Source organism: Planctobacterium sp. AWM4_229 (genome assembly GCF_056160305.1).
Window position 1 is genome coordinate 130,835 of record NZ_JBSWWX010000009.1, and the last position, 16,175, is coordinate 147,009.

The 16,175-nt window shown below is 44.1% G+C and carries 14 protein-coding genes; 10 read left to right on the plus strand and 4 right to left on the minus strand.

The window, feature by feature from the left end:
* Positions 1-55 precede the first annotated feature (55 nt).
* The 4 genes from ACXAGP_RS19225 (at position 56) to minE (ending at position 3,087) form a co-directional block, all read left to right on the plus strand.
* The gene (locus ACXAGP_RS19225; protein ID WP_475263240.1) at positions 56-1,150 is read left to right on the plus strand and encodes a fatty acid desaturase family protein; all 1,095 of its coding nucleotides are present in this window, start codon (positions 56-58) and stop codon (positions 1,148-1,150) included.
* Positions 1,151-1,296: 146 nt separating this feature from the next.
* A complete protein-coding gene (gene minC / locus ACXAGP_RS19230) occupies positions 1,297-2,004 on the plus strand; it encodes a septum site-determining protein MinC (RefSeq protein WP_475263241.1) in 708 nt (235 codons plus the stop codon).
* A gap of 15 nt (positions 2,005-2,019) precedes the next feature.
* Positions 2,020-2,829 carry a septum site-determining protein MinD gene (gene minD, locus ACXAGP_RS19235; RefSeq protein ID WP_338294010.1) on the plus strand — a complete coding sequence of 270 codons (810 nt, stop codon included), beginning with the start codon at positions 2,020-2,022 and terminating at the stop codon, positions 2,827-2,829.
* A 6-nt stretch (positions 2,830-2,835) separates the two neighbouring features.
* Positions 2,836-3,087: a cell division topological specificity factor MinE gene (minE, locus tag ACXAGP_RS19240; RefSeq protein WP_338294011.1), complete on the plus strand. Its 252-nt coding sequence runs from the start codon at positions 2,836-2,838 to the stop codon at positions 3,085-3,087.
* A gap of 44 nt (positions 3,088-3,131) precedes the next feature.
* Here minE and ACXAGP_RS19245 read toward each other — a convergent pair whose 3' ends face one another.
* Entirely contained in the window at positions 3,132-3,809 is a 678-nt protein-coding gene (locus ACXAGP_RS19245) for a hypothetical protein (protein WP_475263242.1), read from the minus strand.
* Between the two features lie 179 nt (positions 3,810-3,988).
* Here ACXAGP_RS19245 and ACXAGP_RS19250 point away from each other — a divergent pair, with 179 nt between their 5' ends.
* Positions 3,989-4,891, plus strand: a complete 903-nt coding sequence (locus tag ACXAGP_RS19250; protein ID WP_475263243.1) for a DMT family transporter — start codon at positions 3,989-3,991, stop codon at positions 4,889-4,891.
* Between the two features lie 41 nt (positions 4,892-4,932).
* Here the strand turns inward: ACXAGP_RS19250 and ACXAGP_RS19255 are convergent, their stop codons facing one another.
* Complete coding sequence (locus ACXAGP_RS19255; RefSeq protein WP_475263244.1) at positions 4,933-6,675, minus strand: peroxidase family protein; 1,743 nt, start codon at positions 6,673-6,675, stop codon at positions 4,933-4,935.
* 177 nt (positions 6,676-6,852) lie between these two features.
* On the opposite strand from ACXAGP_RS19255, the gene ACXAGP_RS19260 reads away from it, so the two are divergent.
* From ACXAGP_RS19260 to ACXAGP_RS19270, 3 genes are all read left to right on the plus strand, one after another.
* A complete protein-coding gene (locus ACXAGP_RS19260; protein WP_475263245.1) occupies positions 6,853-7,653 on the plus strand; it encodes an MBL fold metallo-hydrolase in 801 nt (266 codons plus the stop codon).
* Between the two features lie 236 nt (positions 7,654-7,889).
* Positions 7,890-9,977 (plus strand): elongation factor G, encoded by a 2,088-nt coding sequence (fusA, locus tag ACXAGP_RS19265; RefSeq protein ID WP_475263247.1) that lies wholly within the window; start codon positions 7,890-7,892, stop codon positions 9,975-9,977.
* A 117-nt stretch (positions 9,978-10,094) separates the two neighbouring features.
* Entirely contained in the window at positions 10,095-10,943 is an 849-nt protein-coding gene (locus ACXAGP_RS19270) for a substrate-binding periplasmic protein (RefSeq protein ID WP_475263248.1), read from the plus strand.
* On the opposite strand, the gene ACXAGP_RS19275 is transcribed toward ACXAGP_RS19270, so the two are convergent.
* Positions 10,940-11,341 carry a ribonuclease E inhibitor RraB gene (locus ACXAGP_RS19275; protein ID WP_475263249.1) on the minus strand — a complete coding sequence of 134 codons (402 nt, stop codon included), beginning with the start codon at positions 11,339-11,341 and terminating at the stop codon, positions 10,940-10,942. The genes ACXAGP_RS19270 and ACXAGP_RS19275 overlap by 4 nt on opposite strands.
* Before the next feature lie 331 nt (positions 11,342-11,672).
* Between ACXAGP_RS19275 and ACXAGP_RS19280 the strand changes: the two genes are divergently transcribed.
* Both ACXAGP_RS19280 and ACXAGP_RS19285 read left to right on the plus strand, forming a co-directional pair.
* Positions 11,673-12,173 (plus strand): hypothetical protein, encoded by a 501-nt coding sequence (locus ACXAGP_RS19280; protein ID WP_475263251.1) that lies wholly within the window; start codon positions 11,673-11,675, stop codon positions 12,171-12,173.
* A 240-nt stretch (positions 12,174-12,413) separates the two neighbouring features.
* Positions 12,414-13,418 (plus strand): hypothetical protein, encoded by a 1,005-nt coding sequence (locus ACXAGP_RS19285; RefSeq protein ID WP_475263253.1) that lies wholly within the window; start codon positions 12,414-12,416, stop codon positions 13,416-13,418.
* A gap of 90 nt (positions 13,419-13,508) precedes the next feature.
* On the opposite strand, the gene ACXAGP_RS19290 is transcribed toward ACXAGP_RS19285, so the two are convergent.
* Positions 13,509-16,163, minus strand: a complete 2,655-nt coding sequence (locus tag ACXAGP_RS19290) for an ATP-binding protein (protein ID WP_475263254.1) — start codon at positions 16,161-16,163, stop codon at positions 13,509-13,511.
* Between the last annotated feature and the right edge of the window lie 12 nt (positions 16,164-16,175).

Here is a 16,175-nt window from a genome sequence, read left to right on the forward strand (position 1 = left end):
ACCCCTATTTACGTGTTAAAGTGCTCGGATACGGAATTTAGATTTATCCAAACACATGGATTTAACAGCATTCACTGAAGAGCTCAAAGCCATTGGTAAAGAGGCGGAGCGCAATAGTAGCCAAAAAGACTACTACCACATGCGTGCCATTGGTCTTATGGGACACTTATCTTTTCTGGCAGGTATTGTGGCCTGTATTAGCGAATACTATTTTGTCAGTAGCCTGTTAATCGCCTGGTCTCTGATGATCGGCTGGCTACTCATGCACCACATTGGTCACGGCGGCTATAACAAAATTACAGGTATTCCAAAGCGCTTTCACTCTAAGCATTATGCACAAGGTTGGCGTCGTTATATTGATTGGTTTGACTGGATCAAGCCCGAAGCCTGGAATTATGAGCACAATTATCTGCATCATTCATTTACCGGTGAATTGAAAGATCCGGATCTGGTAGAGGAAAACCTCGACTGGTTAGCCTCCTCTTCTGTGCCATGGCCGTTAAAAATCGTTGTATTGCTGTTTTTTGCGCTGACCTGGAAAATCACCTATTACTCAGCCAGGACCTTGTCCTACTTACGTGGCCACAACAAAATAGACTTTGGGAATTTCTTCGACATCAGACAAAAATCCCAGCGGGTTATGTGGCTGCAATTATTTATCCCCTATGTCAGCGTGCACTTTGTATTACTGCCACTGATATTAGAATGGGCCTTTGCAGCGGGTTGGGCCTTTTTGATGTGTCGCTTAGCGGCAGAGCTTTTACACAACCTACATACGTTTCTCATTATCGTGCCTAACCATGCTGGTGATGATCTTTTCCGGTTTGATGATATCGAAAAAAAGGAACGCAAAGGCAGCGGCTATTATTTACGACAAATCACCGGTTCAGCCAACTACCATTGCGGCAATGAGTGGCTGGATTTATCGCAAATGTATCTTAATTACCAGATAGAGCATCATTTGTTCCCGGCGCTGCCAATGCGTCAATATCGACTGATTCAACCTAAAGTAAAAGCCCTGTGTGAGCAATACGGTGTGCCTTACGTGCAAGAAAGCATCTGGAAGAGAGTATGGAAAATGACCACAATTGCCACTGGTCGGAAAAAAATGAAACGAGACTTTCAGTTTTTAACCCCCAATCAGCGTTAAAATTTTCACTAACTGATTGATTTTTAAGCTGTCATCTGAGTGTCACAGTAATGCTGCTTGCACCCGTGGATCCTGCGCTATAAACTGCGAACAATGGGCTTTCAGAATCTCTTCCCCCAAATTTTCATCAACTAAAAACAATAAGAATGTCTGAACAAACTGTAGAATTAAAAGGCACGGGTTTTACTCTATCTGTAGTGAAAATTACCAGCCCGGACCTCATCAAAGTTAAACATGAACTCGCCTCAAAAATTGCTCAGGCACCACAGTTTTTTGACCTGGCACCCGTGGTGATTAACCTGGAAACCTGCGAAACCATGCCGGAATTCAGCGCATTAAAATCACTGTTATCTGAGTTGAAATTACTACCTGTTGGCATTACCGGTTGTCCTGAACCATTCAAACAAGCAGCCAATGATGCCGGCTTTGCTCTGATGACGGCGGCGAAAAAAACCGCACCAGCAATAACACCTGTGCAAAATGCCCCGCAAATAGTAGAGAAAGTGGTAAAAGTCCACGAATCTCAACCTGGCAAAATCGTGCAGCAAAACTTGCGTTCCGGCCAGCAGATCTATGCCAAAGGCACAGATCTAATCATCGTTGGCTCGGTGAGTAACGGCGCCGAAGTCATCGCAGACGGTAACATCCACATCTATGGCGCCCTGCGCGGTCGCGCTATCGCTGGGGCTTCGGGCAACAACGAGGCGCGGATTTTTTGCCGCAAGTTGCAGGCTGAACTGGTGAGTATTAATGGTCACTATTGGACCTCAGAAAAACTGCAGGACCATTGGGAAAAGAATACTTGTATTGCACTCAGCGGGGAACAGTTACACCTGACCTCGCTTGAGGCTTAAACAATAGGAAAAATTATGTCACGAATTATTGTCGTAACGTCTGGAAAAGGCGGCGTGGGTAAAACTACCAGCAGCGCGGCCATCGGCACAGGCCTGGCTCTGAAAGGCCACAAAACAGTTATTGTAGACTTTGATATTGGTTTGCGTAATCTGGATTTGATCATGGGCGTTGAACGCCGCGTAGTGTATGACTTTGTCAATGTTATCAATGGCGATGCCAATTTAAATCAGGCGCTGATCAAAGACAAACGAGTAGATGGTTTGTATATCCTTCCAGCCTCACAAACTCGGGATAAAGATGCACTGACTAAAGAAGGTGTGGAAAAAGTTCTGGAAGAGCTCAAGCAAACCTTCGACTTTATCATTTGTGACTCGCCTGCTGGCATTGAACAAGGGGCATTAATGGCGCTGTACTTTGCCGATGAAGCCATTGTTGTTACTAATCCGGAAGTGTCCTCGGTGCGAGATTCGGACCGTATTTTGGGAATTCTGGCCTCCAAATCACGCCGCGCAGAGCAAGGGCTTGAGCCAGTCAAAGAACACCTGTTATTGACCCGTTACAACCCGACACGCGTTACAGCAGGTGAGATGCTCAGTGTTGATGATGTCAACGAAATACTCGCCATTTCTCTATTGGGTGTTATTCCCGAATCCCAAGCGGTGTTGAAAGCGTCCAACTTGGGTGAGCCCGTAGTTATGGATCAGGAAAGTGATGCGGGCCTGGCTTATCAGGATGCAATCGCGCGCTTGTTAGGTGAAAAGCTAGACTTCCGCTTTCTTACTGAAGAAAAGAAAGGCTTATTGAAGCGTTTATTTGGGGGGTAAGCAACGATGTCATTATTGAATTATTTTCGTCCGAAAAAGAAACCTGCGGCTTCCGTTGCGAAAGAGCGTTTACAAATTATTGTGGCTCATGAACGCAAAAAGCGCACTGGCCCCAGTTGGTTACCGCAAATGGAGCGAGACATCCTGGATGTGATACGCAAATATGTGGAAATCAGCCCGGATGCCATCTCAGTGCAGCTTGAGCAAAAAGAAGATGATTTATCTGTACTGGAACTCAATGTGACGTTGCCGGAATAATCCGGCAACTCACTCCCCATCTAAATTTGTTTAAAGCGATTTCGCTAAACTCCCGTCGCTGGTAATTGGGCCAACATCTCACTGCCAGCGCACGGTGGCGGCAATAATGAGTCTGAGCACAGCTCGATAGTCCATAATTCCTCTTGTTTATGACTTTCATCCAGATGGATGAGATGCAATAAAGAGCGGTCTTGTAAGGGACCTATTACGACTCGAAATCGCGTCGCACTCTGTTCCGGGTTCTCCACAATCAGCGTATTGTAATGGCGATACAACATACTGCGCTCATAAGCGAATTTGAGATCGTTAAAGCTGCCTATCACAGCATAGCTTTGCGCTAATTCCGATTGTGATTCATTAGCCACAAACAATTCAGTCTCTGCATTGCCTTTCTCGCTGACCGCCGCAGAAATTCTTGATTCTTGTTTGAATTCATCTTGCACAAGAGTACCCTGGTCTACCTGCTCTGTTACAAGCTCATTTGCAGCTAGCAGTTGTGGCGATTCTTCGCTGCTTATCAATTCTGCACAGAGTGGCTCATCATTTAGCAAATGATGCCAGGCACAGTCTTGTTCCATGACCGCTGACATTGCATGATCCGTCAAACCTTTGCCAGTCAATAAATAACTCACTCCACCCACCGCCATTAACTCCAGCGAAGCACAGCCGGTAGCACTACTAATGGCAGCACACAAAACACTGATTTTTATCACTTTTGTCATAAAAAACCCCGATATTACGCAACGTCAGATTTCTAACGTTGGCAACAATATTGATTGTCAGATGAGTATTAGAGGCAAAGTCCAGGCCATTTCTTAGACGGTTGTTGTTATTTGTTTGTACCCGAAGGTTTTCATGGTTAGACTCAGCGCTACACAGCCGCCATCAAAAGAATTGAACAATGCAAAAAAACTACTCCCTATTAACTGGCTATATCATGGCCGCCGTGGTGGTTTCTATCTGGAGTGGCTTTATCGTGGTTTCCCGATTTGGAGCCACTCACGCACTAAATAATTTTGACTTGATTGCCCTTAGATACGGTGTTGCCAGCCTGGTCTCAATCCCTGTGTGGTGGTTTTTGTCTTCTCGCGTTAATTTCCTGAATATTCGCTATTTATTGCTCGCTGTATTTGGTGGCATGTTATACGCAATATGTGCCTTTACGGCATTTTCCTTGGCACCGGCCAATCACGCTGCAGTATTTTTACCGGGCTTTATGCCGGTTGCCATCAGTCTTTGTATCTGGTTAATCATTGGCACTCCAGTAAAAGGCAAAGCCCTGCTTGCTTTGGCTATTATTTCACTAGGGATAATATTGTTAGGTACTAAAACACTGACCGTCAGTCCGGAAACACTAACAGGTGATATTCTCTTCATTTGTGCTGCATTGAGTTGGGGGGTTTTTAACGCGCTATTGAAAAAGTGGCACCCTGATCCTTATGCAACGGTAGTGGCCGTATCTTTATTTACCACCTTGGTATACCTGCCGATTTTTATCTTGTTTTTGCCTTCAAACCTGGGACAAGCGCCAGCCAGTGAGATTTGGTTACAAGCGGGCTATCAAGGCGTACTGGCAGCGGTTGTGCAGCTCTTGTTGTATGTGAAAGCAGCCAAGACCATAGGGGCTAACAATATGGCGGTTACCATGGCCTTTGTGCCGGTACTCGCCGCCTTAATCGCTGTTCCAGTATTGGCAGAACAAATCACCCTATTTATCGCGCTCAGTTTGCTTTGTGTAACGGGTGGTGCCATCTTCGGCAACATTCACGGGAATAAAAACAGACACAAAGATGAAATAAACTAGGGCGCCAATAATATCAATGGATATAACGCCCTTGTTCATTGTTACGGCCTACCGTTTGGCCCCTGACCGTCGGAGTTTCGCTCCTCTCTCTCTTGCACTTCAGGAGAAAGAAAAACATTGCGCTGCAGCTCTCTGCCGACGTCGGTGTTTCGGCGAATAATATCTGACAGTCGAGTTTCTTCTATGCGACTTGCCTGCCGTTCAGACATGACATTTTGATACCAAAATCTGTCACCGTCGCGCAACGCCAGAAACTGACGACGTAAAATATGGAAGAACAGTTCACCTACCATAGCATCCTGATGGTGGTCTTCTGCCAGACCACCCACCCATAAATCAATATCGTCCACTGATTCATATGCTTCTGCCAGCGCCGAAGAAACTAACGGGTCACTGGAAATTTCAGTAAACTCAGAAACCGGAATTAATCCCAACGCAACTCTGGCTTGATTGTACCCCGGTAAGCCATGATCGCGCCCCCGCTGAATATTAAGTGATACCAAATCAAAGCCACCAGCCCCCGGGGCACCAAACAAAAAGTTGCGTACGTCGTCTATGACATAATTATCAATAGACTGACAAATTTGTGTGGCTAAGCCACGCAGTACAGGCTCGAGCCCTTCATTGATAATTTCCGAGGGACGAAAGAAGGCATCACGTAATGACAAATGGCCTGCATCAATTTCTTCCCCATTTTCATCAAGACGCAACAACTGTGGGCTCAACAGGCTATGCCCTAATCGATAAGCCCCGGTGGAAAACTCATTGGCAATACTGGCATCAACTTCTGAGTTATAACCGCGATAGCGAGGTAACGCGTCACGCCCGAGTAACAGGGGTAAAAACTCGTTGTAAGTAATCACTTGCATCTGAGCGGCTACAATTGCTCGCGCCTGTTGATAAAGCTCCTCACCGCTCAAGTCAGGACTGTCCCTTTTTATCCTCTCCACCTGTCGATTGTGTTCCCGCACAAACAAGGTGTGCATTGTAGCCAACCCCACTTGTTCATTGGCGCGCACATCGCCCGCCAGGAAAAGTGCAGCAGATGTGCCCCCGGCATTGGCCAGACCATCATCATTAAAAGGCAACAAATTGCCTTCGCTGGTTTTTAGTCGACCTGTTCCGTCCAAAGTTCGCAGTGCATTGGCCCGTTCTGCTGAAGAGCCATACACATTGGAAGCATCTATCCAGGCTGAAATTTCGTTAATTTGTTGACGAGGATTATCAAAACCCGTTCCGGTTTCAATATCATATACAGAACGGTTTAAGGAAATCTGGGCTATACCAGTAGCTTGCGGATCAAAAAACACATCACCTGTTGGTACGTTAATGTTGGCGGGCTCTTCTGGATCAACACCGTCTGTCAAATCAATATCGTGATCTAAAAACTGTCCCCACTGCCACATAAAATCAGTAACCATTTTCGCATTTTGTACGTCGTGGCTTTGAGCAAAAACCAAATTACTGATTTCTCTGGCGGAAGGGCGGTCTTCACCCGCGGGAGAACTGATGCCATCACTATAATCCGCTGCAGTATAACGTTGCAGTTGAATGTGCGCTTTGCCCCAATCTGGATTTTCCAGATTATTATTACTGCCATCATAGGCGCGAATATCAAATACCGGGACGTCAGGTGCAGGTGGGTGGTCACGCTCAATATTGCGCACCGGGGATACCGAATTGCGGTTGCTCCTGTCTCGCTCCAATCCATCGTTTTGTTGTGCCGTTGCGGCAAAGCCATTTAGTGCAATCGCTATCGATATAGCCAAAGTTCTGTATCGCATTTTTTTCTCCAAACTGCGGGGGATTCAATGCTTACAACGCGAATGTTTACCTTTGGTTGACAAAGCTTACGCATTATTGACAAATTAGTGGGATACTGGCGAGAGTCGAGCGACCAGGTCTCATTAGAGTAACGCCAACCATTAAAAGTTTTATGCAACCACCAAGGAAAAAAACTGATGTTAAGTGAATTGCGACGAAAACTGACACTTGCGCTATTGCTCTGCCTGAATATCAGTTACGGTTTTGCCCATGGCGATGCACAATACCTGGGAAACAGCGCGGTACTGGTTGAATCAGAAGGCAAAAAAGTGTTGTTTGATCCTTTCTTTCACAATGACTTTGGTGTATTTCAACTTGTTCCGAAGCACCTGCAAAAGGCTATCATGCAAGGCGAAGCCCCTTATAATGGTATAGACGCAATAGTCATCAGTCATGCCCACGAAGACCATTTTTCTGCTGTGGATGTGGCCGAGTACTTGCGACGTTTTCCCGAAACAAAACTGATTGCTCCACAACAGGCGATTGATTTACTCGAGGAGTACAATTTAACTGCCTCGCAATTAATTGGCTTCGACCTCTCTTTTAATGCCCCAATGCAATCAAAACAGGTGGCAGAATTAAACGTGCAAGCAGTTCGGATCCCTCATGCCGGTTGGCCCGCAAGAAAAGACGTACAGAATATCGTGTTTAGAATCGAACTTGGCGATGCATTCAGTGCCATGCATATGGGTGATGCCGATCCTGACGATGATCACTATCTGCCTTATAAAAACCACTGGCAGAATCATGAAACGTCAGTGAATTTTCCCCCCTACTGGTTTTTTATGTCGCTCGAAGGACGAGATATTCTCAATGAGATATTACAAGTGGAGCAGCACATAGGCGTTCATGTACCCAAGGAAATCCCACAATTTTTAAAACAATCCAGTTATCCATACTTCTCTATCCCTGGTGAAAGGCGACAATTTCACAAGTAACGAACCTCGTTGATAGAATTTATTGTCTCGAAACTTCACGATTTTGTCATAAGAGCACAGTATTTTTGCCTGTTTCGGAAACAAAATCGTACAATAAACGCGCAAAGCACCTGAAATGCCTGGTTTTTCATCATTTGAGCGTAAAATAATCAGATAAGTGATAATAACCCTGATCAATTTTGCAAAAATGATGTATACTGCCGCGCAATTTTTTTTTAACTCCAAAAAGTGAAGCCATGACAGACTTAGCTAAGTACAGAAATATTGGTATCTTCGCTCACGTAGACGCGGGGAAGACAACTTCTACAGAACGTATTCTTAAACTTACCGGTAAAATCCATAAAACCGGTGAAGTACATGACGGTGAATCAACTACCGACTTCATGGAACAGGAAGCAGAGCGTGGTATTACCATCCAGTCTGCTGCAACAACTTGTTTCTGGAATGATCACCGCTTAAACATCATCGATACTCCAGGACACGTTGACTTCACCGTTGAAGTATACCGTTCTTTGAAAGTACTTGACGGCGGTGTAGGTGTATTCTGTGGTTCAGGTGGTGTTGAGCCTCAATCAGAAACTAACTGGCGTTATGCTAACGAATCTGAAGTTGCTCGTATCATTTTCGTAAACAAACTGGACCGTATGGGTGCAGATTTCTACCGCGTTGTTGGTCAAGTGAAAAACGTATTGGCGGCAAACCCGCTGGTAATGACATTGCCAATCGGTATCGAAGACGAATTCACAGGTGTTGTCGATGTACTTTCTCAAAAAGCGTACATCTGGGACGATTCTGGTTTACCAGAAAACTACGAAGTGACTGACATCCCAGCTGACATGGTTGACAAAGCGGCAGAATACCGTGAGCAACTAGTAGAAACTGCGGTTGAGCAAGACGACGATCTGATGATGGCTTACATGGATGGCGAGGAGCCTTCTATCGAAGACATCAAGCGTTGTATCCGTAAAGGTACTCGCGAACTGGCCTTCTTCCCAACTTACTGTGGTTCTGCCTTTAAGAACAAAGGTATTCAGTTGGTATTGGACGCTGTTGTAGATTACTTGCCAGCTCCTCAAGAAGTTGATCCTCAAGATCTGACAGACGAAGAAACCGGTGAGCCTACTGGCGAAAAAGCCATTGTATCTGCAGATGAGCCGTTCCGTGCTCTGGCGTTCAAAATCATGGACGACCGCTTCGGTGCATTGACCTTTATCCGTATCTACTCAGGTGTTCTGAACAAGGGTGACACCATCCTTAACTCTGCTACAGGTAAAACAGAGCGTATCGGCCGTATGGTTGAAATGCACGCCGACGAGCGTACTGAGTTGAGCTCTGCACAAGCCGGTGACATCATCGCAGTTGTAGGTATGAAGAACGTACAAACTGGTCACACTTTATGTGATCCTAACAACCCTTGTACGCTTGAGCCTATGATCTTCCCTGAGCCGGTAATCTCTATCGCTGTAGCACCTAAAGATAAAGGTTCTACTGAGAAAATGGGTATTGCCATCGGTAAGATGGTTGCAGAAGATCCGTCATTCCAGGTTGAAACTGACGAAGATTCTGGCGAAACCATCCTGAAAGGTATGGGTGAGCTTCACTTAGATATCAAAGTAGACATCCTTAAGCGTACTTATGGTGTTGAACTGGAAGTAGGTCAGCCTCAGGTTGCTTACCGTGAAACTATCACGCAAATGGTTGAAGATTCATACACTCACAAGAAGCAGTCTGGTGGTTCTGGTCAGTTCGGTAAAATCGACTACCGCATCAAGCCAGGTGAGCCTAACTCAGGCTTCAAGTTCGAATCTACTGTTGTTGGTGGTAACGTACCTAAAGAATTCTTCCCTGCCATCGAAAAAGGCTTCAAGGGCATGATGGAAGAAGGCGTACTAGCTGGTTACCCAGTACTAGACGTTGAAGTAGAGTTGTTCGACGGTGGTTTCCACGCAGTTGACTCCTCTGCAGTAGCGTTCGAAATCGCAGCGAAAGGGGCTTTCCGTCAATCGATTCCTAAGGCTGGTCCTCAGTTAATCGAGCCAATCATGAAAGTTGACGTATTCACCCCAGATGATCACGTTGGTGACGTAATCGGTGACTTGAACCGTCGTCGTGGCATGATCAAAGATCAGGAAGCTGGCGCAACAGGTGTACGTGTTAAAGCAGACGTACCTCTTTCTGAGATGTTCGGTTACATCGGGCACCTGCGTACTATGACTTCTGGCCGTGGTCAGTTCTCTATGGAGTTCTCACACTACATGCCTTGTCCGAATGCAGTATCTGAAAAAGTAATCGAAGAAGCTAAGGCGCGTAAAGCTGCTAAGTAATTCCGCTTACTAGTAAGTATACAAAAGCCCCGGTCAGTGACCGGGGCTTTTTAGTTTTTACCCTACCTGATTTGTTGACTACACTTAGTTAACAGATCAATTACTTCGCAAGTCATCATGAATCCGGGCCTGACTTTCACTAAAAAGATGCTCTTTTTAATTTTTGCCTGCGGTTTATCCTTTGTCACGCATAGCACGCCAAAACAAACTATTGTTTATCCTATTTCAATCGACCTGCAAGATAAACGCGATCTGTACACGGTCGCCGTTGTAAAAGTGATTTTTACCCAGTCTAAACGATATCAATTACAGGCCTTACCACTCAAAAGGGAGTACGACAAATTACTGGCATTGCTAAAGCGGGGAGAAGTGGACATCGCTTGGGGAGGGGCAAGTGCTGCCAATGTCAAACAATTCAGGGCTGTTGATTTTCCGATCATGAAAGGCTTGATAGGCTATCGTTTGTTCTTGGTAAAAAAATCCAACCGAGATATGTTGAGAAACGTAGCGCAACTAGACGACTTAAAATCTTATACCATTGGTCAGGGTAGCACCTGGGTTGAAATAGACATGTTCCAGCGCGCCGGACTACAAGTTGTGCCGGCTGAATCTTACCCAGCTTTGTTTTCCATGTTAGCAAATGGTCGATTTGAGCTGTTTCCTCGCTCCATTTTAGAGATTTCTAATGAGCTCAATACCTTCTCTCAATATGAGCTAGAAGTCGCCGACCATGTGGCACTGCACTATGACTTTGCATTACTTTTCTACGTTAATAAAGACAACCAACAACTGCACCAATACCTTACCGACCGACTCAAAGACCCAATAATTAAATTGCAGATAGAGCAGTTATTTAACAAATATTATCAAGATTCTTTAGATAAATATCATTATGAACAGAGAAGAGTTATAAAGCTTCCCAACACTCTTATGCCTTCAATCAATGACCTTACACAGGCTCACTAACCAGCTACCTCTTGCCAGGTACTTTCGAGTCTGGCCATCAGTTGACCTAATTCCTGACTGGATTCATAAGGATTGGTTTCCCAACCTGCAATCCTGCCAGAAAAGCGCTCACTCTTTTCATTTAGCAACTGTATAATCCAACGCAAATTAGAGGTATTAGGAATAATACCTATATTCGCCCAGCAACGCCATTTGTCGAGATGTTGCTGAAAAGCATCAACATCAGTATCAAAGCCTTCTGTGGCAAGGTCTTTAGCTAGTTTACCTGCAGATGAATCAGAATTGTGTTCAATGTAAAATGACAGTGATATACGCTGACTGGTATTCAGGTTTCTGTGCCTGAGTTCATGAGTGATTTCTTTAACCCAATCATTGACTGTGAGGTTGTCTGACTGCATTTTGACGGCTCCTGACAGCGGTACTGCCCGTAGATTGCATTTACTTCAAGCTTAGTTTACCTGAACTAAATCAGGTATGAGAATGCAAACCACCACTTAGGTATGTAAATACATACCTTTTAATCACCATCAGGTGCAAATAAGGTTTGAAACTTCATACCCAAATCTAGCACGCCATACCCACTCTCACGTGACATTGCATTGAGCTTGATTTACTCGCGCAATACAATATAGCTACAAGATCAGCAAGAATATTGCTCGCCAAAGGAATATTTAGCGATTGAACAGGACCTATTATTTGCCCGAATAATAATATGTATAGGGTGATTGTATGAATCGACAACCGAAAATTGATTATGCTACGACAACCAGTGCTTCTGGTTATGAGCAAGTGTGTGCTTTTTCTTTATCTTCCAGTCAAGCCATCAGACTGAATCTCAAATCGATTTGGGAAAAGCTGTCTCGGCTATCCAAATCACAACAAAACGTCATCTATTTTCCATATCACTTGATAAGGCAGCAAAGCGAACAACATGCAATCGCTTGTCGCCATAGTTATAACGACATACCACTAGGAAAAAAAGAAACACGACGAATAAGAAGTATTGAGGTGGAAGTATTGGCACTGGATACGGCTTTTAAATGTAGTTCTTTTCAAGAGTACAGTGAACAAAAGCGGGAGATTAAGCTTATTCTCATCGCTTTACGCACAATATTCAACGAATTTAAAGACAATCGCAATGCCGACTGCAAACAACGATTAAAACTGTTCGAGCAACACATCACCCAGTTAATCGAAGAGCTTAAACACATTTCTGATAACCTCGCTTAATGTATCTCTCCCCTTTACTACCAAAGACATTGCTTTTTAGGTAGTTCAGCATTTGACTAAATTCACTAAATTTTCAGCATTTCCCCTAAATTCTATTAGTCATTTTCACAATTAATTAACATAAATATCAGCTATTTTACTGATTTATATGCATTTTTTATTATGTGGCCTCAATAATGCAGTAGAAGAAAACGCAAAGTCGCTATTAATTTCTGACAAAAACACATCGAGGACAGATAAATGTATTCAGATGAAGATCTAAATGAAGCGGTTAATAAAGGGATTTTTAGCCCTGCCGCAGTCAATGAGTTCAGACAACAATTTGCACAAGCCCGCAATATTCATCAAGTGGATGAAGAAAACTTCCGGTTACTCAGTGGTTTCAATGATGTTTTTGTAGTCATTGCTAGCGGACTTTTGTTGGCATCACTCACCTGGTTGGGATTCGAAACCAAGCCTGTTTTAGGTGCACTCATTTTGGCGGCAGGTTCTTGGGGCCTGGCAGAAGTTTTTGTTAGAAGAAAACGCATGGCACTGCCTGCTATTGGGTTGTTATTGAGCTTTTTAGGAGGCCTGTTTGCCATTCCAATCACCCTTTACGACGTCTCTCACTCAGTACATGAGTTACAATTTGTCGCCGCCGGTCTGCTCACCGTGGCAGGTGCATGGTTGCACTGGCAACGTTTTAGAGTTCCCGTTACCGTGGCTGCTGGTATGGTCTCACTATTTTTGGGGGTGTTTGGTGTGCTATTTAGCCAATTTCCCGAAATTCGCTTTTACTATCAACCCTATTTAGCAGGGGCTGGTTTAATAACTTTTGCACTCGCTATGTATTGGGATGCCAAAGATCCCAAACGTCAAACCCGCAATTCCGATATCGCATTTTGGCTACACTTGTTGTCAGCGCCTCTGATCGTACACCCAATCTTCAGCACACTAGGTATCTTTTCTGGTGTTACCGGTTACTCCACAGCGATGATTGTATTGGCGCTATACACTTTACTGGCCTTAATATCCATTATCGTAGATAGAAGAGCCATCATGGTTTCTGCACTAGTCTATGTCGTCTATGCTATGAGTGGTTTATTGGAGAACTATGGTTTTGTGAGCTATAGCATGGCGTTAACAGGTATATTTATCGGCGGCAGTTTGCTATTGCTTTCAGCCTACTGGCAGAAGACTCGCCAGTCCGTTGTCGGTTGGTTACCAGGCAAAGCGCAAAGCTACTTACCAGCATTGCAATAATAGCAATAGTGCAGTGCGAGATAATTCGCACTGCACTTTTCACACAGTCCAACTGCCAATGAGTAACTCAAGCATTTGATGAACCAGGTATTATAAATATCGGTTCAATGTTTCTATCAAGACGTCTCTTTTTATTGGTTTAGTTATGTAATCATCCATTCCTGCTTGTTTTCCCATATTACTATCTTCTTTCATCGCATTTGCTGACAAACCTATTATCGGAATATCCACATGACCATTACTTCGAATGTTTTGGGTCGCCGTATAACCATCCATTTCAGGCATTTGTATGTCCATTAATACGGCGTCGTAATGCGGGTAGTTTTCTATTTTACTGACCGCTATCGCACCGTTTTCTGCAACATCAAAGGTCAAACCCAAGCCTTTTAACAGTTCTCCGGCGACAACTTGATTAATATCGTTATCTTCCACTAATAAAAGGTGTCCATTGAGCTTCACTACAGCACCAGCATCTGACGCGGAGGGAGCGGCAAGACCGTTAGCTTGATTATCGAGTGTAATGATGAAATTTTTAAATTGCAGCGGACTGAATGGATGCACCAAGACAGAGAAGCCAATATCGCTGGCACTCAATGAATCTGCAATCAGCGACGGAACAACAACACCGATCCGAACTCCATTGCGTGAAAGTTCAGGAAATTCATCCAGGAAGTGACGAAGCTCTTTGTGATTTTCAACTTCTAAAATCAAATGCGTAACTTTGCCTTCTGTTAATAGTATTTCGCTCTTTTCTTCGGAGATACATTGACCATGCAAGCCTGCACGGATTCGAAAACTATCCGCAATATAGTTTTTGCGATTAATGTAATACGCGGTATCGGGTAACATTGGTAACTCGGCAAAAATATCGGGCTGATTTTTAAACGCCGCGAGTGGTAAACGCACCTGAAAACAGCTGCCTTTACCCTGTTCAGATTCGGCACTGATTGTCCCGTTCATCAGACTCAAAAGCTGAGTGACAATAGACAACCCCAAGCCAGTGCCACCGTATTTTCTGTCTGTCGAACCATCAGCTTGTTCAAAAGGCTTAAAAATCTTATCTAACTGCTCTTTTGTCATGCCAATCCCGGTGTCTTCCACTTCGATACACAACATAAGCTCGTTCCCCGCATCATTAAGCTCACCAGAGAAGCGAATAGATATATATCCGGACTCCGTAAACTTGACCGCATTATTCGACAAATTCATCAGGATTTGCGATAAGCGCAATGGGTCACCAATGACTCTGTCAGGAAGCCCGGGATCAACTTCCAGCTTCATTTGTAGATTCTTTTCCTTGGTGCGCAGAGAAACCACCCCAATGAGATTGTCAATAAATGCATGTAGTTCAAAACTGCATTTTTCAATTTCCATCTTGCCAGCTTCAATTTTAGAAAAATCCAAAATATCGTTAATCACCGTCATCAATATTTCGCTGGAATAGGATGCTTTTTCCAGATAAGTGAGCACTTCAGGTTGATTGGTTTTTTCACTTGCCAGCTCAATCAGGCCAATAACACCATTCATTGGGGTTCTAATCTCATGACTCATGTTAGCCAGGAACATACTTTTAGAAATAGTCGCATTTTCAGCTTTTAATTTTTCCTTACTTAGCTCCTGGTTGAGATGTTCCATGCGCGCATTGGTGTTTTGAGCAGCCACCAACAACGCTTGAGTTTCATTATTTTTGTCGCTAAATACCTGTGCAGCAATCGCCAATGCGCCAATCTCATCTTTGCGCTGCAAGCCCGGAATCGATTCAACCTTCAGGTTTCTGGAGAGTTTTTTAAATACCTCGGTGATTGCCCGAATAGGTACTACAATCCTGAAAATAGAAAATAGTGCCGCACCAAATGCAACAAGAATCGCAATCGTTGAAAATAGAATGCTCTGAAGCTTTGCTTTCCGAGCCTCTTCCTGAGATTTTTTTCTATTTTGCTCTACGGCGTAGCTTACCTCCTCCACGAGCTGCGTACTCAAAAACAGAAACTCGTTTGCAGCTCCCGCCATGACGACATTAACCAGAAAAAGATTACCTTGGATTAGTTGTGTCAACGCCAAAAAGTCGCTGCTTGCCCCTTTGATTAAATCAAGACTCGCTTCCCGAAGACTATCTGGTAGAGAAGCCGAAAGCGACTCTGCATGAGCCAAATTCTCATTAAAGAGATTGATGTAAGAGCCACCAGGTTGTGCCATATATCTTATGGAAGCCACCTCAGCATCAGCCAGGAACAATAGAAGTTCATCCACCAATTTTTGTTCAACGCCTTCAGCTGAGGTTTTTAAGGCTATTTTTAGATCATCAATTTTCTTAATAGTGCCTTGTTGCAATAGCCTTTCACGCTGTGCTCTGGTTTCCACGACTTGCTGAAAATTTGCCTCATAGTCAGATAAGTGTAAGCGCATACTCTCTAGAGAGTTATCAGTGCTGGTGCTCGTAAGATTAGACTGTTTAAGTAATTCAAAACGGGCCAGATCATTGTTGATCTTAGCCATACTTCGGGAAAAGCGAGTTACTGCTGAGGGACTCCCCGTATTGATAAATAGCAATACCGTGCGCTGTAAATTCAGAAGTTCATATTCAATCGCTTTTACTTGTTTCAGATCTGAGAAAGAAACGCCTGCGGCATCAAGAGCCGAGCTGAGCCGTGATTGACTTTTTTGATTTAAGAAGGCCTGTAACAAAAATAAAACCATCAGCGCGACAATAACAAAAATCAGTTGTGAGCGAATTGATTTCAACATTTAACATTATCC